The sequence below is a fragment of the Mesobacillus sp. genome, from assembly GCF_047739415.1.
Lineage (GTDB): Bacteria > Bacillota > Bacilli > Bacillales > Cytobacillaceae > Mesobacillus.
On record NZ_JBIQOE010000091.1, the window covers coordinates 1 to 20,241 of the forward strand.

Annotated in this window: 24 protein-coding genes; 16 read left to right on the forward strand and 8 right to left on the reverse strand. The window is 41.7% G+C overall.

Features of this window, described 5'->3' with window-relative positions; genetic code table 11:
* Nucleotides 1-330 (forward strand): putative PEP-binding protein (locus tag ACH0QE_RS07495; RefSeq protein ID WP_415800079.1); only part of this gene is annotated, 330 nt, incomplete at its 5' end.
* Nucleotides 331-608: 278 nt separating this feature from the next.
* Here ACH0QE_RS07495 and ACH0QE_RS07500 read toward each other — a convergent pair.
* Complete coding sequence (locus tag ACH0QE_RS07500; RefSeq protein ID WP_415800080.1) at nt 609-1,268, reverse strand: GNAT family N-acetyltransferase; 660 nt, start codon at nt 1,266-1,268, stop codon at nt 609-611.
* Between the two features lie 269 nt (nt 1,269-1,537).
* Between ACH0QE_RS07500 and ACH0QE_RS07505 the strand changes: the two genes are divergently transcribed.
* Together ACH0QE_RS07505 and ACH0QE_RS07510 are read left to right on the forward strand one after the other, a co-directional pair.
* Nucleotides 1,538-2,419: an NAD(P)-dependent oxidoreductase gene (locus tag ACH0QE_RS07505; protein ID WP_415800081.1), complete on the forward strand. Its 882-nt coding sequence runs from the start codon at nt 1,538-1,540 to the stop codon at nt 2,417-2,419.
* Between the two features lie 62 nt (nt 2,420-2,481).
* Entirely contained in the window at nt 2,482-2,658 is a 177-nt protein-coding gene (locus ACH0QE_RS07510) for a hypothetical protein (protein ID WP_192473589.1), read from the forward strand.
* Between the two features lie 39 nt (nt 2,659-2,697).
* Here ACH0QE_RS07510 and ACH0QE_RS07515 read toward each other — a convergent pair whose 3' ends face one another.
* The gene (locus tag ACH0QE_RS07515; RefSeq protein WP_415800082.1) at nt 2,698-3,843 is read right to left on the reverse strand and encodes an aminotransferase A; all 1,146 of its coding nucleotides are present in this window, start codon (nt 3,841-3,843) and stop codon (nt 2,698-2,700) included.
* A 139-nt stretch (nt 3,844-3,982) separates the two neighbouring features.
* On the opposite strand from ACH0QE_RS07515, the gene ACH0QE_RS07520 reads away from it, so the two are divergent.
* Together ACH0QE_RS07520 and ACH0QE_RS07525 are read left to right on the forward strand one after the other, a co-directional pair.
* Nucleotides 3,983-4,456 carry a DinB family protein gene (locus tag ACH0QE_RS07520; protein ID WP_415800083.1) on the forward strand — a complete coding sequence of 158 codons (474 nt, stop codon included), beginning with the start codon at nt 3,983-3,985 and terminating at the stop codon, nt 4,454-4,456.
* Nucleotides 4,457-4,657: 201 nt separating this feature from the next.
* Nucleotides 4,658-5,560, forward strand: a complete 903-nt coding sequence (locus ACH0QE_RS07525) for a chemotaxis protein (RefSeq protein WP_415800084.1) — start codon at nt 4,658-4,660, stop codon at nt 5,558-5,560.
* Nucleotides 5,561-5,600: 40 nt separating this feature from the next.
* Here the strand turns inward: ACH0QE_RS07525 and ACH0QE_RS07530 are convergent, their stop codons facing one another.
* Nucleotides 5,601-6,071 carry a YkyB family protein gene (locus ACH0QE_RS07530; RefSeq protein ID WP_415800085.1) on the reverse strand — a complete coding sequence of 157 codons (471 nt, stop codon included), beginning with the start codon at nt 6,069-6,071 and terminating at the stop codon, nt 5,601-5,603.
* Nucleotides 6,072-6,173: 102 nt separating this feature from the next.
* Complete coding sequence (locus ACH0QE_RS07535; RefSeq protein WP_415800086.1) at nt 6,174-6,671, reverse strand: L,D-transpeptidase family protein; 498 nt, start codon at nt 6,669-6,671, stop codon at nt 6,174-6,176.
* A 203-nt stretch (nt 6,672-6,874) separates the two neighbouring features.
* Here ACH0QE_RS07535 and ACH0QE_RS07540 point away from each other — a divergent pair, with 203 nt between their 5' ends.
* Nucleotides 6,875-8,992: an EAL domain-containing protein gene (locus ACH0QE_RS07540; RefSeq protein ID WP_415800087.1), complete on the forward strand. Its 2,118-nt coding sequence runs from the start codon at nt 6,875-6,877 to the stop codon at nt 8,990-8,992.
* Here ACH0QE_RS07540 and ACH0QE_RS07545 read toward each other — a convergent pair whose 3' ends face one another.
* A complete protein-coding gene (locus ACH0QE_RS07545; RefSeq protein WP_415800088.1) occupies nt 8,993-9,874 on the reverse strand; it encodes a metallophosphoesterase in 882 nt (293 codons plus the stop codon).
* Nucleotides 9,875-10,052: 178 nt separating this feature from the next.
* Here ACH0QE_RS07545 and ACH0QE_RS07550 point away from each other — a divergent pair, with 178 nt between their 5' ends.
* Nucleotides 10,053-10,277, forward strand: coding sequence for a hypothetical protein (locus tag ACH0QE_RS07550; protein WP_415800089.1), 225 nt, complete (start codon nt 10,053-10,055; stop codon nt 10,275-10,277).
* 129 nt (nt 10,278-10,406) lie between these two features.
* On the opposite strand, the gene ACH0QE_RS07555 is transcribed toward ACH0QE_RS07550, so the two are convergent.
* The gene (locus ACH0QE_RS07555; RefSeq protein WP_415800090.1) at nt 10,407-11,198 is read right to left on the reverse strand and encodes a C39 family peptidase; all 792 of its coding nucleotides are present in this window, start codon (nt 11,196-11,198) and stop codon (nt 10,407-10,409) included.
* Between the two features lie 193 nt (nt 11,199-11,391).
* On the opposite strand from ACH0QE_RS07555, the gene ACH0QE_RS07560 reads away from it, so the two are divergent.
* From ACH0QE_RS07560 to ACH0QE_RS07570, 3 genes are all read left to right on the forward strand, one after another.
* Nucleotides 11,392-12,600: an EAL domain-containing protein gene (locus tag ACH0QE_RS07560; RefSeq protein WP_415800091.1), complete on the forward strand. Its 1,209-nt coding sequence runs from the start codon at nt 11,392-11,394 to the stop codon at nt 12,598-12,600.
* Nucleotides 12,601-12,673: 73 nt separating this feature from the next.
* Nucleotides 12,674-12,919 carry a hypothetical protein gene (locus ACH0QE_RS07565; protein ID WP_415800092.1) on the forward strand — a complete coding sequence of 82 codons (246 nt, stop codon included), beginning with the start codon at nt 12,674-12,676 and terminating at the stop codon, nt 12,917-12,919.
* A gap of 224 nt (nt 12,920-13,143) precedes the next feature.
* The gene (locus ACH0QE_RS07570; RefSeq protein WP_415800093.1) at nt 13,144-13,815 is read left to right on the forward strand and encodes a DUF3993 domain-containing protein; all 672 of its coding nucleotides are present in this window, start codon (nt 13,144-13,146) and stop codon (nt 13,813-13,815) included.
* 46 nt (nt 13,816-13,861) lie between these two features.
* On the opposite strand, the gene ACH0QE_RS07575 is transcribed toward ACH0QE_RS07570, so the two are convergent.
* Together ACH0QE_RS07575 and ACH0QE_RS07580 are read right to left on the reverse strand one after the other, a co-directional pair.
* Nucleotides 13,862-14,101: a glutaredoxin family protein gene (locus ACH0QE_RS07575; RefSeq protein ID WP_415800094.1), complete on the reverse strand. Its 240-nt coding sequence runs from the start codon at nt 14,099-14,101 to the stop codon at nt 13,862-13,864.
* A 1-nt stretch (nt 14,102) separates the two neighbouring features.
* Nucleotides 14,103-15,065, reverse strand: coding sequence for an MBL fold metallo-hydrolase (locus ACH0QE_RS07580; protein WP_415800095.1), 963 nt, complete (start codon nt 15,063-15,065; stop codon nt 14,103-14,105).
* Between the two features lie 185 nt (nt 15,066-15,250).
* Between ACH0QE_RS07580 and ACH0QE_RS07585 the strand changes: the two genes are divergently transcribed.
* The 6 genes from ACH0QE_RS07585 to ACH0QE_RS07610 form a co-directional block, all read left to right on the forward strand.
* Nucleotides 15,251-15,487, forward strand: coding sequence for a YkuJ family protein (locus tag ACH0QE_RS07585; RefSeq protein WP_041965604.1), 237 nt, complete (start codon nt 15,251-15,253; stop codon nt 15,485-15,487).
* Between the two features lie 154 nt (nt 15,488-15,641).
* A complete protein-coding gene (gene cbpB / locus ACH0QE_RS07590; protein WP_214911122.1) occupies nt 15,642-16,088 on the forward strand; it encodes a cyclic-di-AMP-binding protein CbpB in 447 nt (148 codons plus the stop codon).
* 141 nt (nt 16,089-16,229) lie between these two features.
* Complete coding sequence (locus tag ACH0QE_RS07595; RefSeq protein WP_415800096.1) at nt 16,230-17,732, forward strand: MDR family MFS transporter; 1,503 nt, start codon at nt 16,230-16,232, stop codon at nt 17,730-17,732.
* Between the two features lie 76 nt (nt 17,733-17,808).
* Nucleotides 17,809-18,702, forward strand: coding sequence for a LysR family transcriptional regulator (locus ACH0QE_RS07600; RefSeq protein WP_415800097.1), 894 nt, complete (start codon nt 17,809-17,811; stop codon nt 18,700-18,702).
* Nucleotides 18,703-18,850: 148 nt separating this feature from the next.
* Nucleotides 18,851-19,561, forward strand: coding sequence for a 2,3,4,5-tetrahydropyridine-2,6-dicarboxylate N-acetyltransferase (gene dapD / locus ACH0QE_RS07605; protein WP_214741335.1), 711 nt, complete (start codon nt 18,851-18,853; stop codon nt 19,559-19,561).
* Nucleotides 19,562-19,624: 63 nt separating this feature from the next.
* The coding region (locus ACH0QE_RS07610) for an amidohydrolase (protein ID WP_415800098.1) at nt 19,625-20,241 on the forward strand (617 nt) is incomplete at its 3' end.

Consider the following 20,241-nt stretch of genomic DNA (forward strand, 5'->3'; position numbering starts at 1 on the left):
GCGGACAGGATGAACCAGCAAGTATCATACCTGTACCAGCCATACAACCCATCAATCCTTCGTCTTGTAAAAATGGTCATTGATGCGGCACATAAAGAAGGCAAGTGGGCTGGAATGTGCGGAGAAATGGCCGGAGACGAAACAGCGATTCCAATCCTGATTGGCCTAGGACTAGATGAGTTTTCGATGAGTGCGTCTTCGATCCTGAAAGCACGCTCATTGATCAGGAACTTGAACAAAGCAGATATGGAAAAGCTGGCATCAAGCGTGCTGAACATGAGCACAACAGAAGAAGTAGTGGAAGCAGTAAACCAGGCAATTTCTTTGTAACATAATTGTAATATAAAAAATGTTTTAACCTATATAGGGCGGGTATAGATGAGTAAGCACTTTGGTTAGACTGAAAGTAAGCTAATCATTCTCATTTTCCCCCAGATTTGGCCGGCTGTTTATCAGCCGGCATTTTTTTGTGCTTAAAAGCCAATCTGAAAAAGTGGGGAAGACGAGAGAAATAAGAAAAGCCGTCAGAGAAAGAGCAATTACAGACAGCTTTAAGGGAAAAAGAAGAAAACATGTCAGAAGAAAGAGCAACTTCGGACAGGCAGCTTTTAATCTTTAAAAGGATTCTTCCATTCCATCAGCATTCCATAATTCAAGGATTCTTCGTCCTCAAGATAATTTGCTACGGGTTTGACTGGTGTGCGGCCGCAGCGCAGTGAAACGACAGGGTCCTTCAATTCACCTTGAAGCACCTTTTCTGCATATTCCTCAATGGACAGTTCGGCGGAATGCAAGTGGTATCCTGGCATCCGGCCACCGCCCAAAAGTCGTTCGAGCCCCAATTGCACAACAGTCTCATACATAGCTTGCATCATCCATTTTCCAAGACCGAGTTTGCGATAAGCAGGGCTTATGCAAATGTCGACAATGTATAGAGTATTGCCCTCCGGGTCGTGATTCCGTATATAGCCATTATCAGTTATTTCTGCCCAGGAATGGTCTTCGTCACCATCGTCTAAATGAACAATCAAGCCAGTTATGGAGCCGGCGATTCTGCCACCGATTTCCACGCAGAGTGCACCATCCGGAAATAAGCTAATATGATTGGTCAGTTGTTCGGTATTCCACAAGAGTTCTTCTGGAAACGGAGGCGGAAAGGCTTCCTTTTGTACCTGGATCAACTGGCCAAAATCATCTATTTTGTAGTTTCTGATGATGGTTTTTACTGGTTTGTTGCTGTCGTAAACATAAAGCTCTTTATAAAACATGTCCGCACCTCGAATATATAGTATAAGCACAGTATAAAAACATTGCGAACGCAAGGTCAAATCGTTAAACGTAAAAAATTTGTCTTCAATGACGATTATTAATGGTTTAGGCTCAATTAAAAATAGGTTTGGAAGTTTTGCATGCAGGGTAAACTAAGATTGCGCATAAAATGGGAGATCGTTCTGGAGGCCGAGGAGTAAATCCTCGGCCTTTTGCTATTGCTAATGTTAAAATATAACTAAAATTGAAAAGGGAAGAAGGAGTACATATGCTGTCTAAAGAAGATACGGTAATTGGCTTTATTGGAACAGGGGTTATGGGAAAAAGCATGGCTGGCCATCTGCTTGAAGCGGGTTATCAGCTCACCATATATACGAGAACAAAGGATAAGGCTGCTGATTTGCTGGAAAAAGGAGCGGTATGGTCGGAATCTCCGCGTGATGTCGCACAGAAGGCAGATGTTGTTTTTACGATTGTCGGCTACCCATCTGACGTGAAAGAAGTTTATTTTGGGGAGAACGGTCTCATCGCCCATGCTAAACCAGGCAGTTATTTAATTGATATGACAACCTCGACTCCTTCCCTTGCAAAAGAGATTTATGAAAAGGCAAAAGAGAAGGGGATTCATGCAATTGATGCGCCAGTTTCCGGCGGAGACATCGGTGCTCGTGAAGCAAGGCTTGCTGTCATGGTGGGTTGCGATGATGAGGCTTTTCTTCAGGTAGAACCTTTGCTCAATATCCTTGGCACTAATATTGTTCACCAGGGAGAGGCTGGTGCTGGCCAGCACACAAAAATGTGCAACCAAATCGCAATTGCTTCTAATATGATTGGTGTGTGTGAAGCAATTATCTATGCAGAAAATTCTGGTCTAGATCCTGAAACCGTATTGAAGAGCATATCGACGGGTGCGGCAGGCAGCTGGTCGCTTTCCAATCTGGCACCAAGAATGATTGATGGCAATTTTGAGCCGGGGTTTTTCATCAAGCACTTTATCAAGGACATGAAAATCGCCCTGGATGAAGCGAAGCGTATGGACATGCAAGTGCCAGGACTTTCTTTGGCATTGTCGCTATATGAGCAAATCGCGGAAAACGGCGAAGAAAACAGCGGTACACAGGCACTATATAAGTACTGGAAACAATCATAATATTTTCTAGTCATAGACCCCTCCCCAGGTAAAGATACTAAAACCTAAAGGAGGGGATTTTTATGGCTAAAAGGACGAAAAAGAACGACCCGCAGCAAAAGAACAAAAAGGGTTTTGACTCTGCTGTAATTGATTCTGAGTTCTCACATGAAATTGGCAGTGCAGCAACCAATAAGATCCATAAGGATAAGGCGAAAAAAGAGAAAGCTTCTAAGAATAACGGGAAATACAAGGGATAATAAAAAGCCGTTCCTGCTGATGGGGAACGGCTTTCTAGTTTATTTCCGCAAATAACCTTCCAAACGGTCGAGCCCTTCTTTCAACGTATCCATTGAGTACGCATAGGAAAGCCTGAAGTATCCTTCTCCAAATTTTGAGAACGCACTTCCTGGTACCACTGCCAGCTTTGCTTCATTGACCAATTCCATGCAAAAATCAAATGATGAAATATTGGATACAGGAATTTTGACAAAAAAGTAAAACGCGCCATCTGGCTTGATTACATCAAGTCCCATAGTTTGGAGTCTGTTGAATACATAATCCCGCCTTGAAGCATACTCCTGCTTCATTGGCAATGCGTCATCAATCCCAGCTGTCAACGCCTCTAAAGCTGCAATTTGTGAAATCGAAGTTGCACAAGTCACATTGTATTGATGCACTTTCAGAATATGTTTTGACAGATATTCAGGCGCAAATAGCATCCCTATTCGCCAGCCGGTCATCGAGTGGGATTTGGATAGTCCATTGATAACAATGGTTTTTTCTTTCATGAATTGGGCAATTGAAACATGCCGCTGCTCATAAACAAGCTCACTGTAGATTTCATCCGCCAGGACAAAGATCTCCTTGTCCTTGAGCAGCTGGGCTATTTCTTTTAGTTCTTCCTCAGTCAAGCTTACCCCGGTAGGGTTTGAAGGATATGGGAGGACAATACACCTTGTTTTCTCCGTAATCAGGCTTTCAATCAACTCCGCAGTCATCCTGAATTGTGTATTCCTGATATCCGCATAGACCGGTATAGCACCGCAAAGCTTGATAATTGGTTCATACCCTGGGTAAACAGGCCCCGGGATGATGACTTCACATCCTTCCTCAAGAATGGTCCTGAAAGTTATATCAATAGCCTCACTTGCTCCTACAGTTATAATCGCTTCATGTTCTGCTGAATAATCGACATTATACTTTTTGAGGTAAAAATCCGCCGCAGCCTTTCTTAGCTGGATAAGTCCAGCATTATGGGTATATGTAGTGATGTTCTCATCTATCGCTTTCTTGCCAGCTTCTTTGACATGTTCCGGTGTCGGAAAGTCAGGCTGGCCTATGGTCAAGGAAACCATGTCTTTCACATCTGCAACCATATTAAAGAATTTCCTGATTCCCGAGATTTCTATATTTTTCACTCTATTGTTAATTAAATGCTCCACGTCTTTCATCCCTCCGATTAAATATCACTATTTTACCATGATGAATGAGAAAGATGTAAAATTCGTCCTCCCAGGCAAAAAGGTTATTTAAAATTAGCGGCGAATATTAGTTAAGTAAAAACTAAAAGGAGAGATTCAATTGAATTTGGAAGAGATAAGACAACATTATAAAGAATTTGATGGATGGACCCGTTCGCTCAAGGGATTGACAGATACTGAATGGAATAAGCCTTTAGGGGATGGGAATTGGTCGGTTGCTGCAGTTGTGTCCCATCTGCTTTTCTGGGATCAATACTCATTAAAGGAAAGGTTCCCATATTTTAAAGAAGGAGCTGAACTGCCTTCCTACCCTGATTTTCAAAGTGTCAACGAACGAGCACGAAAATACGCAGAAAATACAGCAGCAAAGGAAGAAATTATTGATGGACTCCTTGCTGTTCGCGCAGAATTCCATAAGATGCTTGAAGAAATGGATGATGACAAGTTGGCTGTGTCATTTAAAATTTCCGATCACCAGATGACGGTTGGCTCATATCTGGTCGATTTTATCGAGCACGACCTCCATCATAAAAAGCAAGTAGATGCCGTATTAGGCAGGACATTGGTAAAATAAATTAGAGGCGCAAACCGAGCTTTCGGTTTGCTTTTTTATTTTGAATTTGGATATTCCCTGTATAACTTTTGCCATTCTCATGACAATAGATCATTTTTAGTTTCAAGCACCTTTATTCTCAAGTCTTTAACTAAACAGTTTAAATAGTCGTGCCGATAAGAGGTATATAGTACTAATTTTATAAAAAGAAGGAAGAGCATTATGAATGATAGTAGTATTTTATTAGAATCAGGCACGAATGAACTTGAAATTGTCGAGTTCGGCATTGGCCAGAATAAATTTGCGATAAATGTCATGAAAGTAAAAGAAATCCTCAATCCTGTACCTGTAGTAGCAATTCCGAACGCCCATCCATTTGTTGAGGGAATCATGGAACTTAGGGGAGAAGTGCTGCCGGTCATTAATGTCGCTGCTGCACTGGGCCTAAAGGAGTCGACAAATCCACTGCAGGACAAGTTAATCGTCGCCGAATTCAATCAAATGAAGACAGTTTTCCATGTTCAAACCGTTTCTCAAATCCATCGCATCTCCTGGGCACAAATTGAGAAGCCGTCAGAAATGTATCAGGGACAAGAGAGCCAAATAATCGGAGTAATCAAGTTAGGCGGAGAAATGATACTTTTCCTGGACTTTGAAAAAATCCTTCTTGAGATCAACCCTGATTCTGGAATCAAGGTCAGCGATGTTAAGAAACTTGGTCCGAGGGAACGTTCTTTGAAAAGAATCGTCATTGCGGAAGACTCTGCAATGTTAAGAAAGATGCTTCATGACACTTTGAGTGAAGCTGGATTCCAGTACCTGGAATTTTTTGAGAATGGACAGGATGCCATTACGTATCTTGAACACCTGGCAGAGAATGCTGACGTTTTTTCACAGGCAGTACAGCTTGTGATCACCGACATAGAAATGCCGCAGATGGATGGACATCACCTGACAAAGAGAATAAAAGAGCACCCGGTACTGCAAAAGCTTCCTGTTATTATTTTTTCTTCGCTTATCACAAATGAATTGCGTCATAAGGGAAGTGTTGTGGGAGCAGATGCCCAGATCAGCAAGCCAGAGATAAGTGAATTGGTCCTGAAAATAGATGAATTGATTTTATAAAAAATTGTAACCAAAAAAGAAAGCTGGTTTCAGCTTTCTTTTAAGGGTACCGTTCTCCAAGCTTCTTGAAAACAGGCTTCACATATTTCCTCGTCTTGCCTGCTCCGGCCGTTTCGGTGGATTCTTTCAATCCTGTGTAGGCTGACAATAACTTTTTTGCGCTGGTCAAGGAAATAGATGCCCTGGGATTCCTCACTGACTGATCGAGTTTTCCTAAGTGGGGAAGCTGCTCAAAATCCTGTTTAGTCGGCGGGATATGGAATGTGTAGTCGCCGCAAACCACTAGTACGTCTGATTGCTGCTGGCTGTTTCTCGGGTTGTTAGAAAAATGGAGTCCTGTTTTTTTAGCTTTGCCTTCAGCAAGCATTTTTTTAATCGCATCATGTTTTAACTGATATAAAAATTTCGGATTGGGAGCAGTCTTGGCATGACGGTTCACAGTGAAGATTGCTTGTGAGAGGTTCTCGATCGTTGGACGGAGTGAGGGGATCTTGTTCCTTTCATTATTCAATGGGATAGGCTCCTTTCATTTTTGTTAAAAAAGTCTTTTTTAACCTATTATCATTATACCCTTAATTTGGCTGATTGAGAAATAGAAGCCTTTTAATAGGAACTATCGAGTGATTGTGACTCTAGTTCCATTGGGAACTTGCCGTGCCAGCTCAAGAACATCCTTGTTATGCATTCGTATACATCCCTTCGAAACGGCCTTGCCGATCGACGCAGGATTATTTGTTCCGTGAATACCATATCCAAGTTTTGATAATGACAACCACATGGAGCCGTATGGACCGCCGGGATTAGGTTCTCTGTTCACAATCACATAATCGCCTACCGGGGTTTGCGTAAGCATTTTCCCGATGCCAACGGGATAGGATTTTATCAGCCTGCCGGATCGAAAAAGTGTAAGCTTTTTACTGCCCAGTGAAACGGAAATTGAATAGGGAATAGAAGCTGGGTCTGGAAGTCCCGGAATTACGATTCGCTGGCCGGGATAGATTAGTCCAGGATTCGTGATACCAGGATTGGCAGCAAGTATTTGTTGAAGCGACCTGCGATAATTAGCGGCAATCACCGCTAACGTTTCTCCTCTTTTAACAATGTGATACATGGAATCTCCTCCTCTAATGCAGTCTATGCTGGTTGATTGGAGAGGGCACCTTTCGAGCATTGTTTGTCGTTTTTTAGCGAAATATTGTAAATTTTTAAAAAATAGTATCGTTTTTCCTTATTTTAAAGGGTAAAATAGGAATATAAAACTAGTTCGCAATCATGGACCAGGTACTATTGTACTTCTGGAATGAGGATGGTTTGATGAATCAGATGAAGCAATCAAGATTAACTAAAAGAAGAGGCGTTTCTGCTTCAACAAAAATAGAACAGATGATTTCAGATATCATCTTTAAACATGTAAAAGATCTTGTTTTTATCATGCAGGTCGAACCGGGTTACCAATTCCGTTATTTATTTGCCAATGAGAATGGTCTGCTCCATGCAGGGATGGCTGTTAGTGATATCGGCAGGACGATGGATGAGGTTTTAACTCTAAACCATCTAAAACCATTGAAAAAACAATATATTAAGGCAGTGGAAGAGGGCGTGGAAGTTGTTTTCCATGATGAAGTAGACATGGATAATGACAATCAGGTCCTTGGCGAGACACTATTGACCCCCATCAAGGATGAAGACGGAGAAGTTCAATATGTTGTAGCGGTAACCAGAGATATAACAGAGAATAATAAAGAAAAGAATAGATTGATTGATAGCGAGCAACGATATCGTTCGCTCATTGACCATAATCTGGATGCTGTCTTTTCAATTGATTTACAGGGGAAGATCCTTGATGTCAATCCGGCAGCTCAATTACTGACAGGATATACTGTCAAACAGCTTAAATCGAAGAGAATCACTAGCTTGATATGTGAAAGTGATCTGCCCCCCTTTCAGGAAGTCTTATCCGATACAAAAATGGGTAACGCAAAGGAATCGCTCGATTGTAGGTTTATACACCGGAAAGGAAAATTCCTGACGGTCCATTTAAAGACAATTCCGATCGTCATTCATTCTGAAATAAAGGGTATGTATATCATTATCCGAGACCTTTCCGAGCAGGCAAAAAGCACAGAACTGATTAAGTACATGGCCTTCCATGACCAGTTGACAGGATTGCGAAACAGGCGAGCCCTCCTCGATCAACTGGATAGTCTGGTAAAAAATAAAAAAAAGCAAAAAGCTGAATTTGCCCTTCTGTTTCTGGATATAGATCGATTTAAGTACTTGAATGATACACTTGGACACCTTGTTGGTGATCAGATACTGAAGCAGGTAGCACATCGATTGATCGACATCCAAAAAGAAAACTGTACTGTTTACAGGCAGGGCGGCGATGAATTTATCATAGTACTTGAAAAAACGGGCAGAAAAAGTGCAGGGGAGTTTGCGCAAAAAGTATTATGCAGGTTCAATGAATCTTTTTATTTTAATTCCCAGGAGTATTATATAACACCGAGTATTGGAATTAGCCTTTTTCCGAATGATGGGAAGGATGCTGAAACGCTGATAAAAAATGCTGATGAAGCTTTATATATCGTGAAAGAAAAAGGTAAGGCCCATTATCAATTTTATCGCTCTGACATGCAGTCTACGGGGGTAAATATCTTAGCGCTCGAGGCTCATTTGCGAAAAGCGATCGAACGTGACGAACTAGAACTGTATTATCAGCCGCAGATCAATCTGCTTACAAATGAAATATCAAGCTTTGAAGCTCTGCTGCGTTGGAACAACAGTGAATTTGGATTTATTTCACCAGCGGAATTCATCCCACTCGCAGAAGATACTGGATTGATTATCCCAATTGGCAACTGGGTAATTGAAAGGGCGTGCCGACAAATCAAGGACTGGACGGAGAAGACAGGGAAGCCGATCAGGATAGCTATTAATATTTCTCCTAAGCAATTCATGCAATTGGATTTAGTACGGGTCATCAAGAGTTCTTTAGAGAAGTACAATATTGACCCATCTCTACTGGAGATCGAAATTACTGAGGGCGCGATGCAGGATACAAAGGAGACGATCCCAATCCTGAAACGGTTGAAGGACTTAGGAATCAAAATCTCGGTAGATGATTTTGGGACTGGATATTCATCGCTTAGTTATTTGAAACAGTTTCCTATCGATGTATTGAAAATAGACCAAAGTTTTATAAGAGATATAAAGTATAACGGCAAGGATGCCGCAATCATAACAACGATTATCCACTTGGGCAACAGTCTTGGCATGGAAGTGATTGCGGAGGGGGTCGAGGAGCAGAGCCAGGTTGATTTCCTGACAAATGCCGATTGTGAAAAAGCACAGGGGTTCTTCTTTGCTAGACCATTAAAAGCGCAGGAAGCAGAGGAAAAGTTCATTCTGATACCAAAAACAAGCAGCTGATCAGCTGCTTGTTTTTTCGCTTTTTAAGGTAAAAATCGCAAGTTCAGGCTGGGACAAAAACCTGAACGGAAGTCTGGTCGTTCCAAGACCGCGATTTACATATAGGGTCAGGCCGTCGTTGGGGCCAACAGTATAAAAGCCCTCCACATATTTTTCGGCAAAAGGCGGGGTAACCAATGGACCGTAAAAGGGAATTTGGATCTGTCCTCCATGGCTATGTCCGCTCATCTGCATTTGAATTGGATATTGTGCTGCCTCTTCTGCTTTGTCTGGAGCATGGGATAAAAGGATGGTATATGAGTTAGTTGGTATTTTGGCCATGGACGCGTTCAAATCAGGGTTACCCAATATAGCATCATCGATTCCGGCAATCCATATCGAACTGCCATCAAGAAGCTTGATGGCAGTTGAGGTGTTCAGTAATAAAGTGAATCCTGATTGCTCCATTATTTGTTTATAAAGGTCTGACCCGTATCCTCCATGGTCATGGTTACCATACACGGCAAACTTTCCTAGCGGAGCATCCAGGTTGCTCAACATGGAAATAAGCTTATTTTTTTCAGTGAAATGTCGGGGATCGTCAAGTAAATCCCCAGTAAAAACAATCAGGTCAGGCTTCAGTTTATTTATTTTGATAATCAATTGCTTCAACTGTTCCATTGTATACTGGAATCCGATATGGGTATCGCTGAACTGAATGACCCTCACTCCATCAAACCCGGATGGCAATGCCGCTTTTTTAATAGTATGACGCGTAATATCAAGCATGCGGGGTTCGACTTCACGGGCATAAAAATAGCCCCCTGTGCCGAGTCCTCCAGCAGTCAATAAAGTTCCAACTGCCCTTTTAATAAAAGTCCTCCGAGTGATTTGTTCAGACATGAAAAATACCAACCTATTCCCGAATTTTCTCTACTATACTAGCAAACAAACAAGGAAATTAGAAGTGCCATTTTAGGGAAAGGTCCATATTCATGATGTTTTTAAATAAATTCAGAAGGGAAGAGAAAGGAAAATATGACAAACCCTTTAAAGGTAAATGAAATTCGAGGTGTTGTTGATGGATGATTATGATATTAGGATGGAAATGATATTTATTCCCGCAAAAAATGGATATATAAAGGTTTTTATTTATGGTTTTAATCGTTTAGGAACGTGGGGGAATGCAGTAGCTGTCTTTAATGGCGAAAGTGCTACCGCGAAAGGTTTTAATAAGAAAAGGACCATCGTACATTCGCTTGTAAAGCTTCACAGATCACTTGAAAAAAAGCGGAGAGAGAACTAAAAGTTATATTCGTTGTTGCCTGCTTTCCGCCTGAATCGGCTTTCTCTCCGGGCGATCCGCTCGTGAGTCGGGCACTTTGAACAGATAAAAAAGACAAGGCCGGAACCAATTCCAGCCTTATCCCATAGTTTAACGGTAACTGACTGCTCTTGATTGCATCGCTTTCCATGATGCAATAAAGCGATCTTTGTTTACTGGCACTTGCTTTCTGCCAGATAGGGGGTCGTTCAGATATACCGTGGTTTCATTGAATCCGACCAGGACGACTGCGTGAAGGTCTAGTGGCGTTTTAATGACCTCATTGCCATGGGTCCAGGATTCCCAGCGATCGGGCAGTCGATAATCGCCCGTAGTCCATACAACGGCTGGATAACCAGCAGATACATGATCAAGTACTTCGCTAAAATCTTTGCCTGTCAAATTGACGGCTCTGCCTGATAAATACCGATTAATTAAATCAATCATTGGTTTATCGAAGACCGCGTAACCGGCGTGCTTTCCGGTCATATCCCCAACAAAACCTTCAGCAGGGTTCCCCCAGCTCAAAATATCCCCGTTTGCTGATCTTTTCAAAGGATCATTATCTTTCTTTATCTCCTTGAAAAGCTTCATTTTATCAGTATCAGCTCCGGCATATTTCAGCATCATCGCCAGGCTGGTTACTTCACAACCGTATTTTAACTCTGGATTTTGTTTGATTAAGGGTACATTCATTAACGCTTTGCTTTTTTGTTGTTGCTGTTGTTTTTCCTGTTTTTGAATAGGATTGGGGACCGCCATTTCCTGAATTGGCTCAGGACTTTCATTCGTGATGATGGGTTCATTTAAGGTTTTCTGCATTTGTGCTTCATTTTCGGCGGGCGAGCCGTGGCTGCATCCAAGCAATGGAAGAAGAATGCCGATGAAATGCCACGTTTTCATGTCATCATCCTTCCATAAGCCTATTTTTATTTTTAGTTATTACGATGATTTTATGACATGAGGAAAATGGAAACAGTGTAACTGTGGGAATACTCATATTATGGTAAAATCATTCATATCACATTAATGGGTAGAAAAATGATTGTTGACGTTTCGCAAGTAGATGCATTGTGAAGGGAGGTTTCCGTTTGAATTGGATGCTCTGGATATTTTAACCAACCTCGAACAAGTCGTTCCTTTTTTTCAGCCCATTTTTAACGCAGATGAGCATAAAATTATTGGGTATGAAATATTGGGCCGGTATATTAACGGTAAAGAGGATATAAGTCTTGGGTCTTTTTTTCAGGATGATACCATCCCAGAAGAGTACCGAATCGAAGTGGAAAATGTCGTTTTTACCAAAGCGATGGATGTAGCCTCTCAATCAGGGGATCAGGAGCTTTTATGGTTTGTCAACAGGGATGCAGGTTTGTTGATGATGGATGATGGAGAGGGGTTTTTACAATTGATCCTTTCGTACCAGGAAAAGGGAGTCAAACCTGAGCATATTGTTCTTGAAATCTCAGATCGTAATGAACAAAGTCATATAGAGCATCTAATCAACTACTACAAGTCCTTTGGGATTAAAATCGCGATCGATAAAGTCGGAAATGAAAGCAGCTATTTTGAGCGTATAGCAGGTATTGAACCTGAAATCCTAAAAATTGATATGTCCTCCCTTAGGTCCAATAACTCAGGCCCTGCTTATCTCGATGTCCTCCATTCTTTATCAATCCTTGCCCGGAAAATTGGCGCAACCCTTTTGTTTGAAAACATCGAAACTCCTTACCAGTTGCAATTTGCCTGGAAGAACGGAGGGAGGTTTTATCAAGGGTTCTATCTGATTAAACCTCAAAGGGGATTAGTGGAAAAGGAGATCCTCAGGGAAAAATTAAAGTCAGAAATACATGGGTTTATTTTATCCGAGAAGAAACGGCTTCATTCTTTTTTTGACTTGAGAATCGAGTTGCACACAAAGTTCCAGGAACTGATTAACCGCAATAAAAAATGGCAAAATCCAAGCGAGTTTCTCATGTCCCTTGGAGACAGCCTTGATGGAATTGCCTTCCGGATGTATATATGTGACGAAGATGGTTTTCAGTTATCGCCGAACCTTTATAAAACAGCAGATCAATGGCTGCTGCAGCCAAAATACGAGGGTAAAAACTGGAGTTGGAGACCTTACTTCCTTGAGAATATCATTAGAATGAGGACAGGAAAAAAAGGGATCCTGTCAGACCGCTACAGTGATATTGAAACAGGGGAGGTCATTCGGACGTTTTCGCTTCCTTTAAATGGAACAGAATTTTTATTTGTTGATTTGAGCGCCTCCTTTCTTAATCAACGTGAAGGGTTATTTTAACAAGCCGAAAAGAGCATAGTAAAACGGAATATGCACAATTTATATATACAGCCTTCTATAAGGGGGATTTAATTTGAGCATATATACGACAATGCTTTTACTGGCAGGTGCAGGGGTGCTGCTTGCTGGCCTTTTCTATACCTGGACTTTCGGAAAGGGACAGAAAAGGGCTCATGGCAATCTGGATTCCCAGGTCCCTGGTGCTGTCCAGGAGCACGCTTATATCCGCAACCCAATTTTTTTGACATATATTATCGTTCTCTCCATAGCCCTGTTGTTCGTCGTTTATTTTGCGGTGACCACAGGAACTGGATATTAACCTCCAAACGGAGGTTTTTTTTTTGGTAAAAATGAAAATCGACCTGATAAAACTACAATTTTTTTAACATATGCGTTAGTTCGAGCCAGATAAGGGTAGATTGATATTGTAAAACAAGTTTTTCTGTCAGATGTTGATGTTATTTTACGAATGAATTTCGTAATCAAATAGGGTAAATGTTGGTAAAATTGTATTTACTAGTCATCATGGAGGAGGGGGAGAAAATGGACAAGCAATTAAAGCTATTATTTTTGATTTTATCGGTTTTATTATTTTTAGTACCGGCCAATGCATATGCCAAATCGGAATTGCAAGGAAGGGAAGAAGTTTTCGAATTCCTCGGAAAGGCGTTTGATTCACAGGTTTCCTTAAGTGAAAAAAGCAGGACAATGGATGAAATTGAAGGAGTACTGGATCCTTATTTTACAGAGGGCTATAAGTCCCGATTTATAGAAGAGAATGTGGTAGGACAGGAAAATGAGTACCAGACTTATGGAACGGACTTTGCTCTATATTATATTCCGTTTTACGCCTTTTCAGAAAAAACAAAAGTGGTGGAAATGGAGAATGAAATTTATGTAGTCGAGTTTTTCCCTGGCAATACGGAAGGACCTGTAGGCTACGAAGACCATTATGAAGGCTTGAAGCTTGTTAAAGAGAGTGGAAATTGGAAGGTAGCTGATTACCTGTATGATAAGGTACCACAGGAAGTAATCAATAAAGCCTATCCGGAAAAAGCCAAGGAGCAGCAACAGGATGCAAACCCTGAGAATGAAGAAAAGTCGGTGACCGGGAAAATGGTATTTGGACCGAATTTCTCAACGCTGAAGACGTTCTTAGAGTTAGGTGTAATCTTCAAGAATGAGAGCAGGACATTGTTGTTCGGGTTATTATAAAAAGTATTAAGCGTGAAATCTGATAATAGATTTCACGCTTTAATTTTTATTCTTTGATATCCAGAACCTTTTTCAACTTCTCGAGGTCAAAGCCTGTGATGACTTCTTCGCCTATTACGATGGTTGGTGTGGAATAGGAGTTGTAAGTATTCGTAAGCTCCTGCCTGCTTTGTTCATCTTGGTTGATATTTTTCTCTGTATAGGCAAAACCGAATTCATTTAGGAACATTTTAATGATTTTACAGGGAGGGCAATCGTTCTGGGTGTACACAATGATGTCGTTCATTTTAATGGGTTCCTCCGGTATTCTTGTTTAAATAATGGGCTAGTCCCATGGCGCTCACATTTACATCGAGATATAGAAGTTCATATATCGGATGCTGATCTGGCAGTCCCAGCTGGGTCAGTTGAGTTTTAATTTTAGCATAAAGTCTTTGTGTAATGTACTCAACTTGCTTATCTGGATGCTTTTCCTCTAGGACGACCTGTTTTGCTTCTTCAACGAAAACTTCCAGCCAACTCTCCACTTGCCTGAATGCTTCAGAGGGGTTCTCTGACATGCCAAAATGTCCAAAATAAATTCGTTCTATCCCGAGTTCCTTGAAACGGCTCATGGAATGAAGCATCTTTTCCGGATCAAACTGGTTCGGTGATGTCGTAGGCAGGTAGAATTCGATGCCATCGCGATCAAGCTGCGGATAAAAAATACCGGCAGTGTCACCAGAAAAAATCCCATTTGTTAGCGGGTGATAGATACTGAAGTGGTGGTTTGCATGGCCTGGCGTATCTAAAAACTCAAGTGTCAGTGTCTCGCTGATTTTTAGTGTGTCGCCGTCGCCTTTTACCACCAGGCGCTCTTCGGGGATCTCAACGATTGGGTCAAATAGCTGCGAAAACTTCTCACCATAGACAGCCTTTGCTCCCATAATCAATCTTGAAGGATCAGCTAAATGTCTGGCACCCTTTGGGTGTACGATTACTTTGGCATTAGGGCAATGCTGGAGCATCAACCCCGCTCCCCCTGCATGGTCGAGGTGTATATGTGTCACAATTATGTATGAGATATCGGCCGGAGATACACCTAGTGTTTGTAAGCCTTCAAGTATATAGGGAATTGACGGGCTTGCGGATGTTTCTATAAGCGTTATCTTTTCTTCCGTTAAAACATATGTACCGGTACGTTCCGCCATACTTAAATCAAAATCATCGATTAGAAAGACATGTTCGGATAGTTGCAATGGTTTTTTCAAAAAATCACTCCTTTTCTCGAAGCTTTTACTTGTACATCGTCTGACATTATTTTATTCTGTTAATATTGACATGTAAAGAATTGTGTATAGAAAATTCTGAAATCATTTTACATGGATATAAATAGGCCAATTGCAAAATCTATTTATAAGTTATTGGTTTTTGTTTTGAAAGGAGAGGGAGCATAATGTCACAGCTTCAGGGAATAGTCACTCGTTTAAAGAATCTGCAAGAGCAGTCCAATGGAGGAGAACCTGCTCAACGCTTTTTTGAAGTGAATGGAGAGCGTAAATGCCAGGTTACATACCATCCAAAAACTGAAACATACGAATTGGAAGTATACACTGACAAGGAAAAGCCTAAGAAATATCAATTCGACAATATTGATATGATTACGATCGAGATCTTTGATCTTATTCAGTAATCTTCAATAACAATGGGACCCATCTGTGGTCCTTTTTTGTTTTGAATTCTGTGGTTAATATCCTCAGTTTCTTGAAGCAAACTAAATAAAAGCGCCTTCATTCATTTTGTGATAAAATGTAATGGAAAGAAATCCATTTTAGGGAGTTTTCGCCATGATTAGTCTTTACAGCGGTGAGTTTTTGGAAGTGTCAATTAGAGATGTGATGATACCTTCTGAACGCGTAGCCCATGTCCAAGTCGGAAATAGCCTTGAGCATGCTCTTCTTGTGTTAACAAAGAGTGGGTATACTGCGATTCCTGTCCTTGATCCTCATTATCGTCTAATGGGTTTAATCAGTACACCTATTATAATGGATTCAATTCTCGGCCTGGAGAGAATCGAGTTTGAGCAGCTTGAGAAAAAACGAGTCGAAGAAGCTATGAATTCGAAAATACCAAGAATCAACATCCACTCAACTCTTCAATCCTCCTTAGACCTTCTTGTAGATCACCCTTTTCTCTGTATAGAAGATGATTCAGGAATATTTGAAGGTATTCTGACAAGACGGACCGTATTGCTGAAATTGAGCAAGCAAGTTAAAAGGTATAATAAGAAATAGATCATAAGGCAGCTCCCGGATACGGGGGCTGAATTTTTTACTTTATGAGAAAGAATAACTTGAATACTTTGATTACTGGCCAGCTCCAGCGCTTGTCTGGGCTGAGCAAGGCGCTTGCGCTTTTCTTTTAGAGGTGTGTAAATGGGACAAGCTGAACAAAAAAACAAGAAGGAAACAAAACGCTCTTTTGTACTGGCAACAGTCATGCTCGCCATGTTTATGGGAGCTGTTGAAGGGACGATAGTTTCTACTGCAATGCCGGCAATCGTCGGCGACCTGGGCGGTTTTGCATTATATAGTTGGGTTTTCTCTGCCTACTTACTAATGAATGCTGTTACTGTTCTTATCTACGGTAAATTATCGGATTTATTTGGCAGGAAACCAATTTTAACATTTGGAATTATTATTTTCTTGATCGGTTCGATTCTTTCGGGGACGGCCGAAACAATGGAAATGCTGATTCTATACCGGTTCATACAGGGTTTTGGAGCTGGTGCAGTCATGCCGATTGCGACTACAATCGTCGGGGATATCTATTCAAGGGAAGAAAGAGCTAAGATACAGGGGTATCTCTCCAGTGTATGGGGGATTTCAGCAGTATCGGGACCGGCGCTTGGAGGCTTGCTAGTGGAATATGCAAGCTGGAGATATGTTTTCTGGATCAATGTCCCACTCGGTATCCTTGCAATCGTGGGTCTCTGGCTTTATCTTCATGAAGATATTGAGAAAAAGAAGCATAAGATCGATTATCCCGGAGCAGTACTCCTTACTGTGGCGATAAGTTCACTGATGATAGTCCTGGTCGAAGCGGGGGCAAATTGGGCATGGACATCCCCAAAAACAATCGGCCTGATCGGCGTAAGTGTTCTGACCTTGATCCTCTTTATTTTTCAAGAGAGAAGGGCAGAAGAGCCGATGATGCCATTTAATATTTGGCGTGAACGGTCAATATTCATTGCGAATATGACTTCCTTGACAACCGGTGTCATGCTTATTGGTATTTCAAGCTTTTTACCTGCCTTTGTACAGGGAGTCATGGAGAGGTCCCCGATTGTGGCTGGTTTCACTTTGACGGCCATGTCAATAGGATGGCCAATTGCAGCGGCTGTAAGCGGTCGCCTGCTCTTGAGTATCGGCTATCGCAAGACCTCTCTATTTGGTGGTGCGGCATTGATTCTCGGAAGTATTCTATTCGTCACCCTGAAGCCAGAAGCAGGTCCATTATGGGCTGCAGCAGGGTCGTTTTTCGTTGGAGTCGGGATGGGGCTTACTAGTACGGCATTCATTGTTTCAATCCAAAGTACAGTTGCCTGGCAGCAAAGAGGCATAGCAACGGCAGCCAATATGTTCATGAGGAACCTGGGCAATACAGTTGGAGCTGCCTTGCTTGGTGGAGTACTTAATAGCAGCATCTTGAGCTATATGGAAAAGAACGGAGCAGAAGAACAGGATCTCACGATAGATACAGCAAATGTTCTGCTCAATGAATCAGAGCGAATGAAGCTCCCTGCAGAGTTGAAGACAATCCTTCAGGATGCGCTGACAAATGCACTTCATTCGGTTTACATTGTCGTATTCATTTTTGCTATTGTCAGTTTGCTGTTCATCTTATTCCTGCCTAAAAAGGAAAAAACTGCAGAGTGATCTGCAGTTTTTTCTATAATGTAAAAAGAAAAAAATTCATTTATAATATAAGAAAATCTTATCAAGAGGTTCAGTTATGTCATCTATTTCAGAGTTTCATCTTTTATCTGTGCTTGCGCAGGAAATGAATATGAGGAAGGCCGCGGAGAGACTGTTTGTATCACAGCCTGCTCTGTCACAGCGACTACAATCAATTGAGAAGGATTGGGGTACCAAGCTTTTCCTCCGGTCGCAAAAAGGGCTGACATTAACGCCTGCGGGAGAGGTCGTACTCCAATTTGTCAATGAGACAATTGCTAGAGAAGAAAAAGCCAGGGAATCAATCCATGCATTAAATTCCGAGGTGTATGGAACCCTTAAAATAGCTGTCGCTTCGATTGTCGGTCAAAATTGGCTGCCACAGGTATTGAAAAAATATGTAAACCGTTACCCCCAGGCGAAAATTTCGCTTGTTACTGGGTGGAGCAGTGAAATATCAAAGGCACTTTATGAAGACCAGGTCCACATCGGAATTATCAGGGGCACGCCAGACTGGAAGGGTGTCAAAATTCACTTATTCAAGGACAGTCTGTATTTGGTCGACACGGAAATAACAAGTCCTGAACAAGTATTGGATACAGACCGGCCTTTTATCCAGTTTAAAAGCGATTCTAACTACTATCAGGAAATCCAGGATTGGTGGTTACGGCAATTCCAGACAGCGCCCAAAAGGACAATCATTGTAGACCAGATTGAAACCTGCAAACAAATGACCTTCAACGGCATTGGCTACGCAATCCTTCCGGCAATAACACTTAATGGGGCGGAAAAGGACATTTTTAAAGTACCGCTGCACGACGAAAATAATGAACCATTGGGAAGGGACACCTGGCTTCTTGGCTATGAATCAGCTTTCCGGTTAAAGCAAGTCCAGGCCTTCATTGACATCGTCAAAGAACATATTGTTGAATCCAAGAAAACAGATAAATAGTTTTTCTTGTTTTAAAAACTTTTGTTTGTTAAAGTAATTTTTAGAAAAGACTGTTTCCACTCTGTTGCTTTAGCACATTAATTCTATGTAAGAGCAACCTGTTAACGGGAAGAGGCTGAGAATACATACATAATTGGAGGTAAAGTTTATGAAAATGATGGATGCTAATGAAATTATTTCGTTTATTCAAAATAGCAAAAAAGCCACTCCGGTAAAGGTATATATTAAAGGTGACCTGGAAGGAATCGACTTTGGCGAGAACGCCAAGACGTTCATCACAGGCAACACAGGCGTGATTTTCGGCGAGTGGGCTGAAATCAATCCGGCTATCGAAGCGAATCAGGCTAAGATTGAAGATTATGTGATTGAAAATGACCGCAGAAACTCAGCTATTCCATTGCTGGACATGAAGAATATCAAGGCTCGTATTGAACCAGGGGCAATTATCAGGGACCAGGTGGAAATAGGCGATAATGCTGTTATTATGATGGGTGCTTCGATTAATATCGGCGCTGTTGTAGGCGAAGGTACTATGATCGATATGAATGTTGTTCTGGGCGGACGTGCTACAGTCGGAAAGAACTGCCACATCGGGGCAGGTTCTGTTCTTGCTGGTGTTATCGAGCCACCTTCAGCAAAGCCAGTAGTAGTAGAAGATGATGTAGTAATCGGTGCTAACGCTGTTGTCCTTGAAGGCGTAACTGTAGGCAAGGGTGCAGTTGTAGCTGCAGGTGCAATTGTCATCGATGATGTGCCTCCGTATACAGTGGTAGCTGGAACCCCAGCACGTGTCATCAAGGAAATCGACGAAAAAACGAAATCAAAAACTGAAATCAAGCAGGAACTTCGCCAGCTTTAATAGAAAGCATGACAGAAAGCGTGGATAATTGGTCCGCGCTTTCTTTTATAAGGAGAGAACGATATGAACTGGGATGCATTCATTAAAATTAGAAGAGATTTGCACCAGATTCCTGAACTCGGATTCAAGGAGTTCAAGACGCAGGCTTATCTCCTTGATTATTTGAAAAGTCTTTCCGTTGACCGACTTGAAGTAAAGACTTGGAAAACAGGGGTTTTCGTCAAAATTCATGGGATGAATCCCGAAAAGACGATCGGGTACAGGGCAGACATCGATGGGCTGCCGATTACAGAATCAACAGGTTTGGAATTCCAATCCCTTCATCAAGGGCAGATGCACGCTTGCGGACATGATTTCCATATGACTATCGCCCTCGGGCTGATCACATACTTTGTTGAAAACCCGATTGATGATCATTTGCTGTTTATTTTTCAGCCGGCGGAAGAAGGTCCGGGTGGCGCTGAACCAATGCTCAAGACAGATATCATGCAGGAATGGAAACCAGATCTGATCATTGCTCTGCACATTGCTCCTGAATATCCAGTGGGAACAATCGCAACAAGGGAAGGGCTCTTGTTTGCCAATACTTCTGAGTTGTTCATTGACCTTGAGGGGAAAGGGGGACATGCCGCATATCCTCATCAAACGAATGATATGGTCATCGCTGCATGTGCGCTTGT

Bases quoted from the DNA above. Each gene is read 5' to 3' on its own strand.
- ACH0QE_RS07535 (WP_415800086.1), bottom strand. From the start codon at position 6,671: ATGTATCACATTGTTAAAAGAGGAGAAACGTTAGCGGTGATTGCCGCT.
- ACH0QE_RS07545 (WP_415800088.1), bottom strand. From the start codon at position 9,874: ATGTCTGAACAAATCACTCGGAGGACTTTTATTAAAAGGGCAGTTGGA.
- ACH0QE_RS07510 (WP_192473589.1), top strand. From the start codon at position 2,482: ATGGCTAAAAGGACGAAAAAGAACGACCCGCAGCAAAAGAACAAAAAG.
- ACH0QE_RS07570 (WP_415800093.1), top strand. From the start codon at position 13,144: ATGGACAAGCAATTAAAGCTATTATTTTTGATTTTATCGGTTTTATTA.
- ACH0QE_RS07540 (WP_415800087.1), top strand. From the start codon at position 6,875: ATGAATCAGATGAAGCAATCAAGATTAACTAAAAGAAGAGGCGTTTCT.
- dapD (WP_214741335.1), top strand. From the start codon at position 18,851: ATGAAAATGATGGATGCTAATGAAATTATTTCGTTTATTCAAAATAGC.
- ACH0QE_RS07575 (WP_415800094.1), bottom strand. From the start codon at position 14,101: ATGAACGACATCATTGTGTACACCCAGAACGATTGCCCTCCCTGTAAA.
- ACH0QE_RS07550 (WP_415800089.1), top strand. From the start codon at position 10,053: ATGGATGATTATGATATTAGGATGGAAATGATATTTATTCCCGCAAAA.
- ACH0QE_RS07595 (WP_415800096.1), top strand. From the start codon at position 16,230: ATGGGACAAGCTGAACAAAAAAACAAGAAGGAAACAAAACGCTCTTTT.
- ACH0QE_RS07505 (WP_415800081.1), top strand. From the start codon at position 1,538: ATGCTGTCTAAAGAAGATACGGTAATTGGCTTTATTGGAACAGGGGTT.
- cbpB (WP_214911122.1), top strand. From the start codon at position 15,642: ATGATTAGTCTTTACAGCGGTGAGTTTTTGGAAGTGTCAATTAGAGAT.
- ACH0QE_RS07555 (WP_415800090.1), bottom strand. From the start codon at position 11,198: ATGAAAACGTGGCATTTCATCGGCATTCTTCTTCCATTGCTTGGATGC.
- ACH0QE_RS07500 (WP_415800080.1), bottom strand. From the start codon at position 1,268: ATGTTTTATAAAGAGCTTTATGTTTACGACAGCAACAAACCAGTAAAA.
- ACH0QE_RS07585 (WP_041965604.1), top strand. From the start codon at position 15,251: ATGTCACAGCTTCAGGGAATAGTCACTCGTTTAAAGAATCTGCAAGAG.
- ACH0QE_RS07600 (WP_415800097.1), top strand. From the start codon at position 17,809: ATGTCATCTATTTCAGAGTTTCATCTTTTATCTGTGCTTGCGCAGGAA.
- ACH0QE_RS07525 (WP_415800084.1), top strand. From the start codon at position 4,658: ATGAATGATAGTAGTATTTTATTAGAATCAGGCACGAATGAACTTGAA.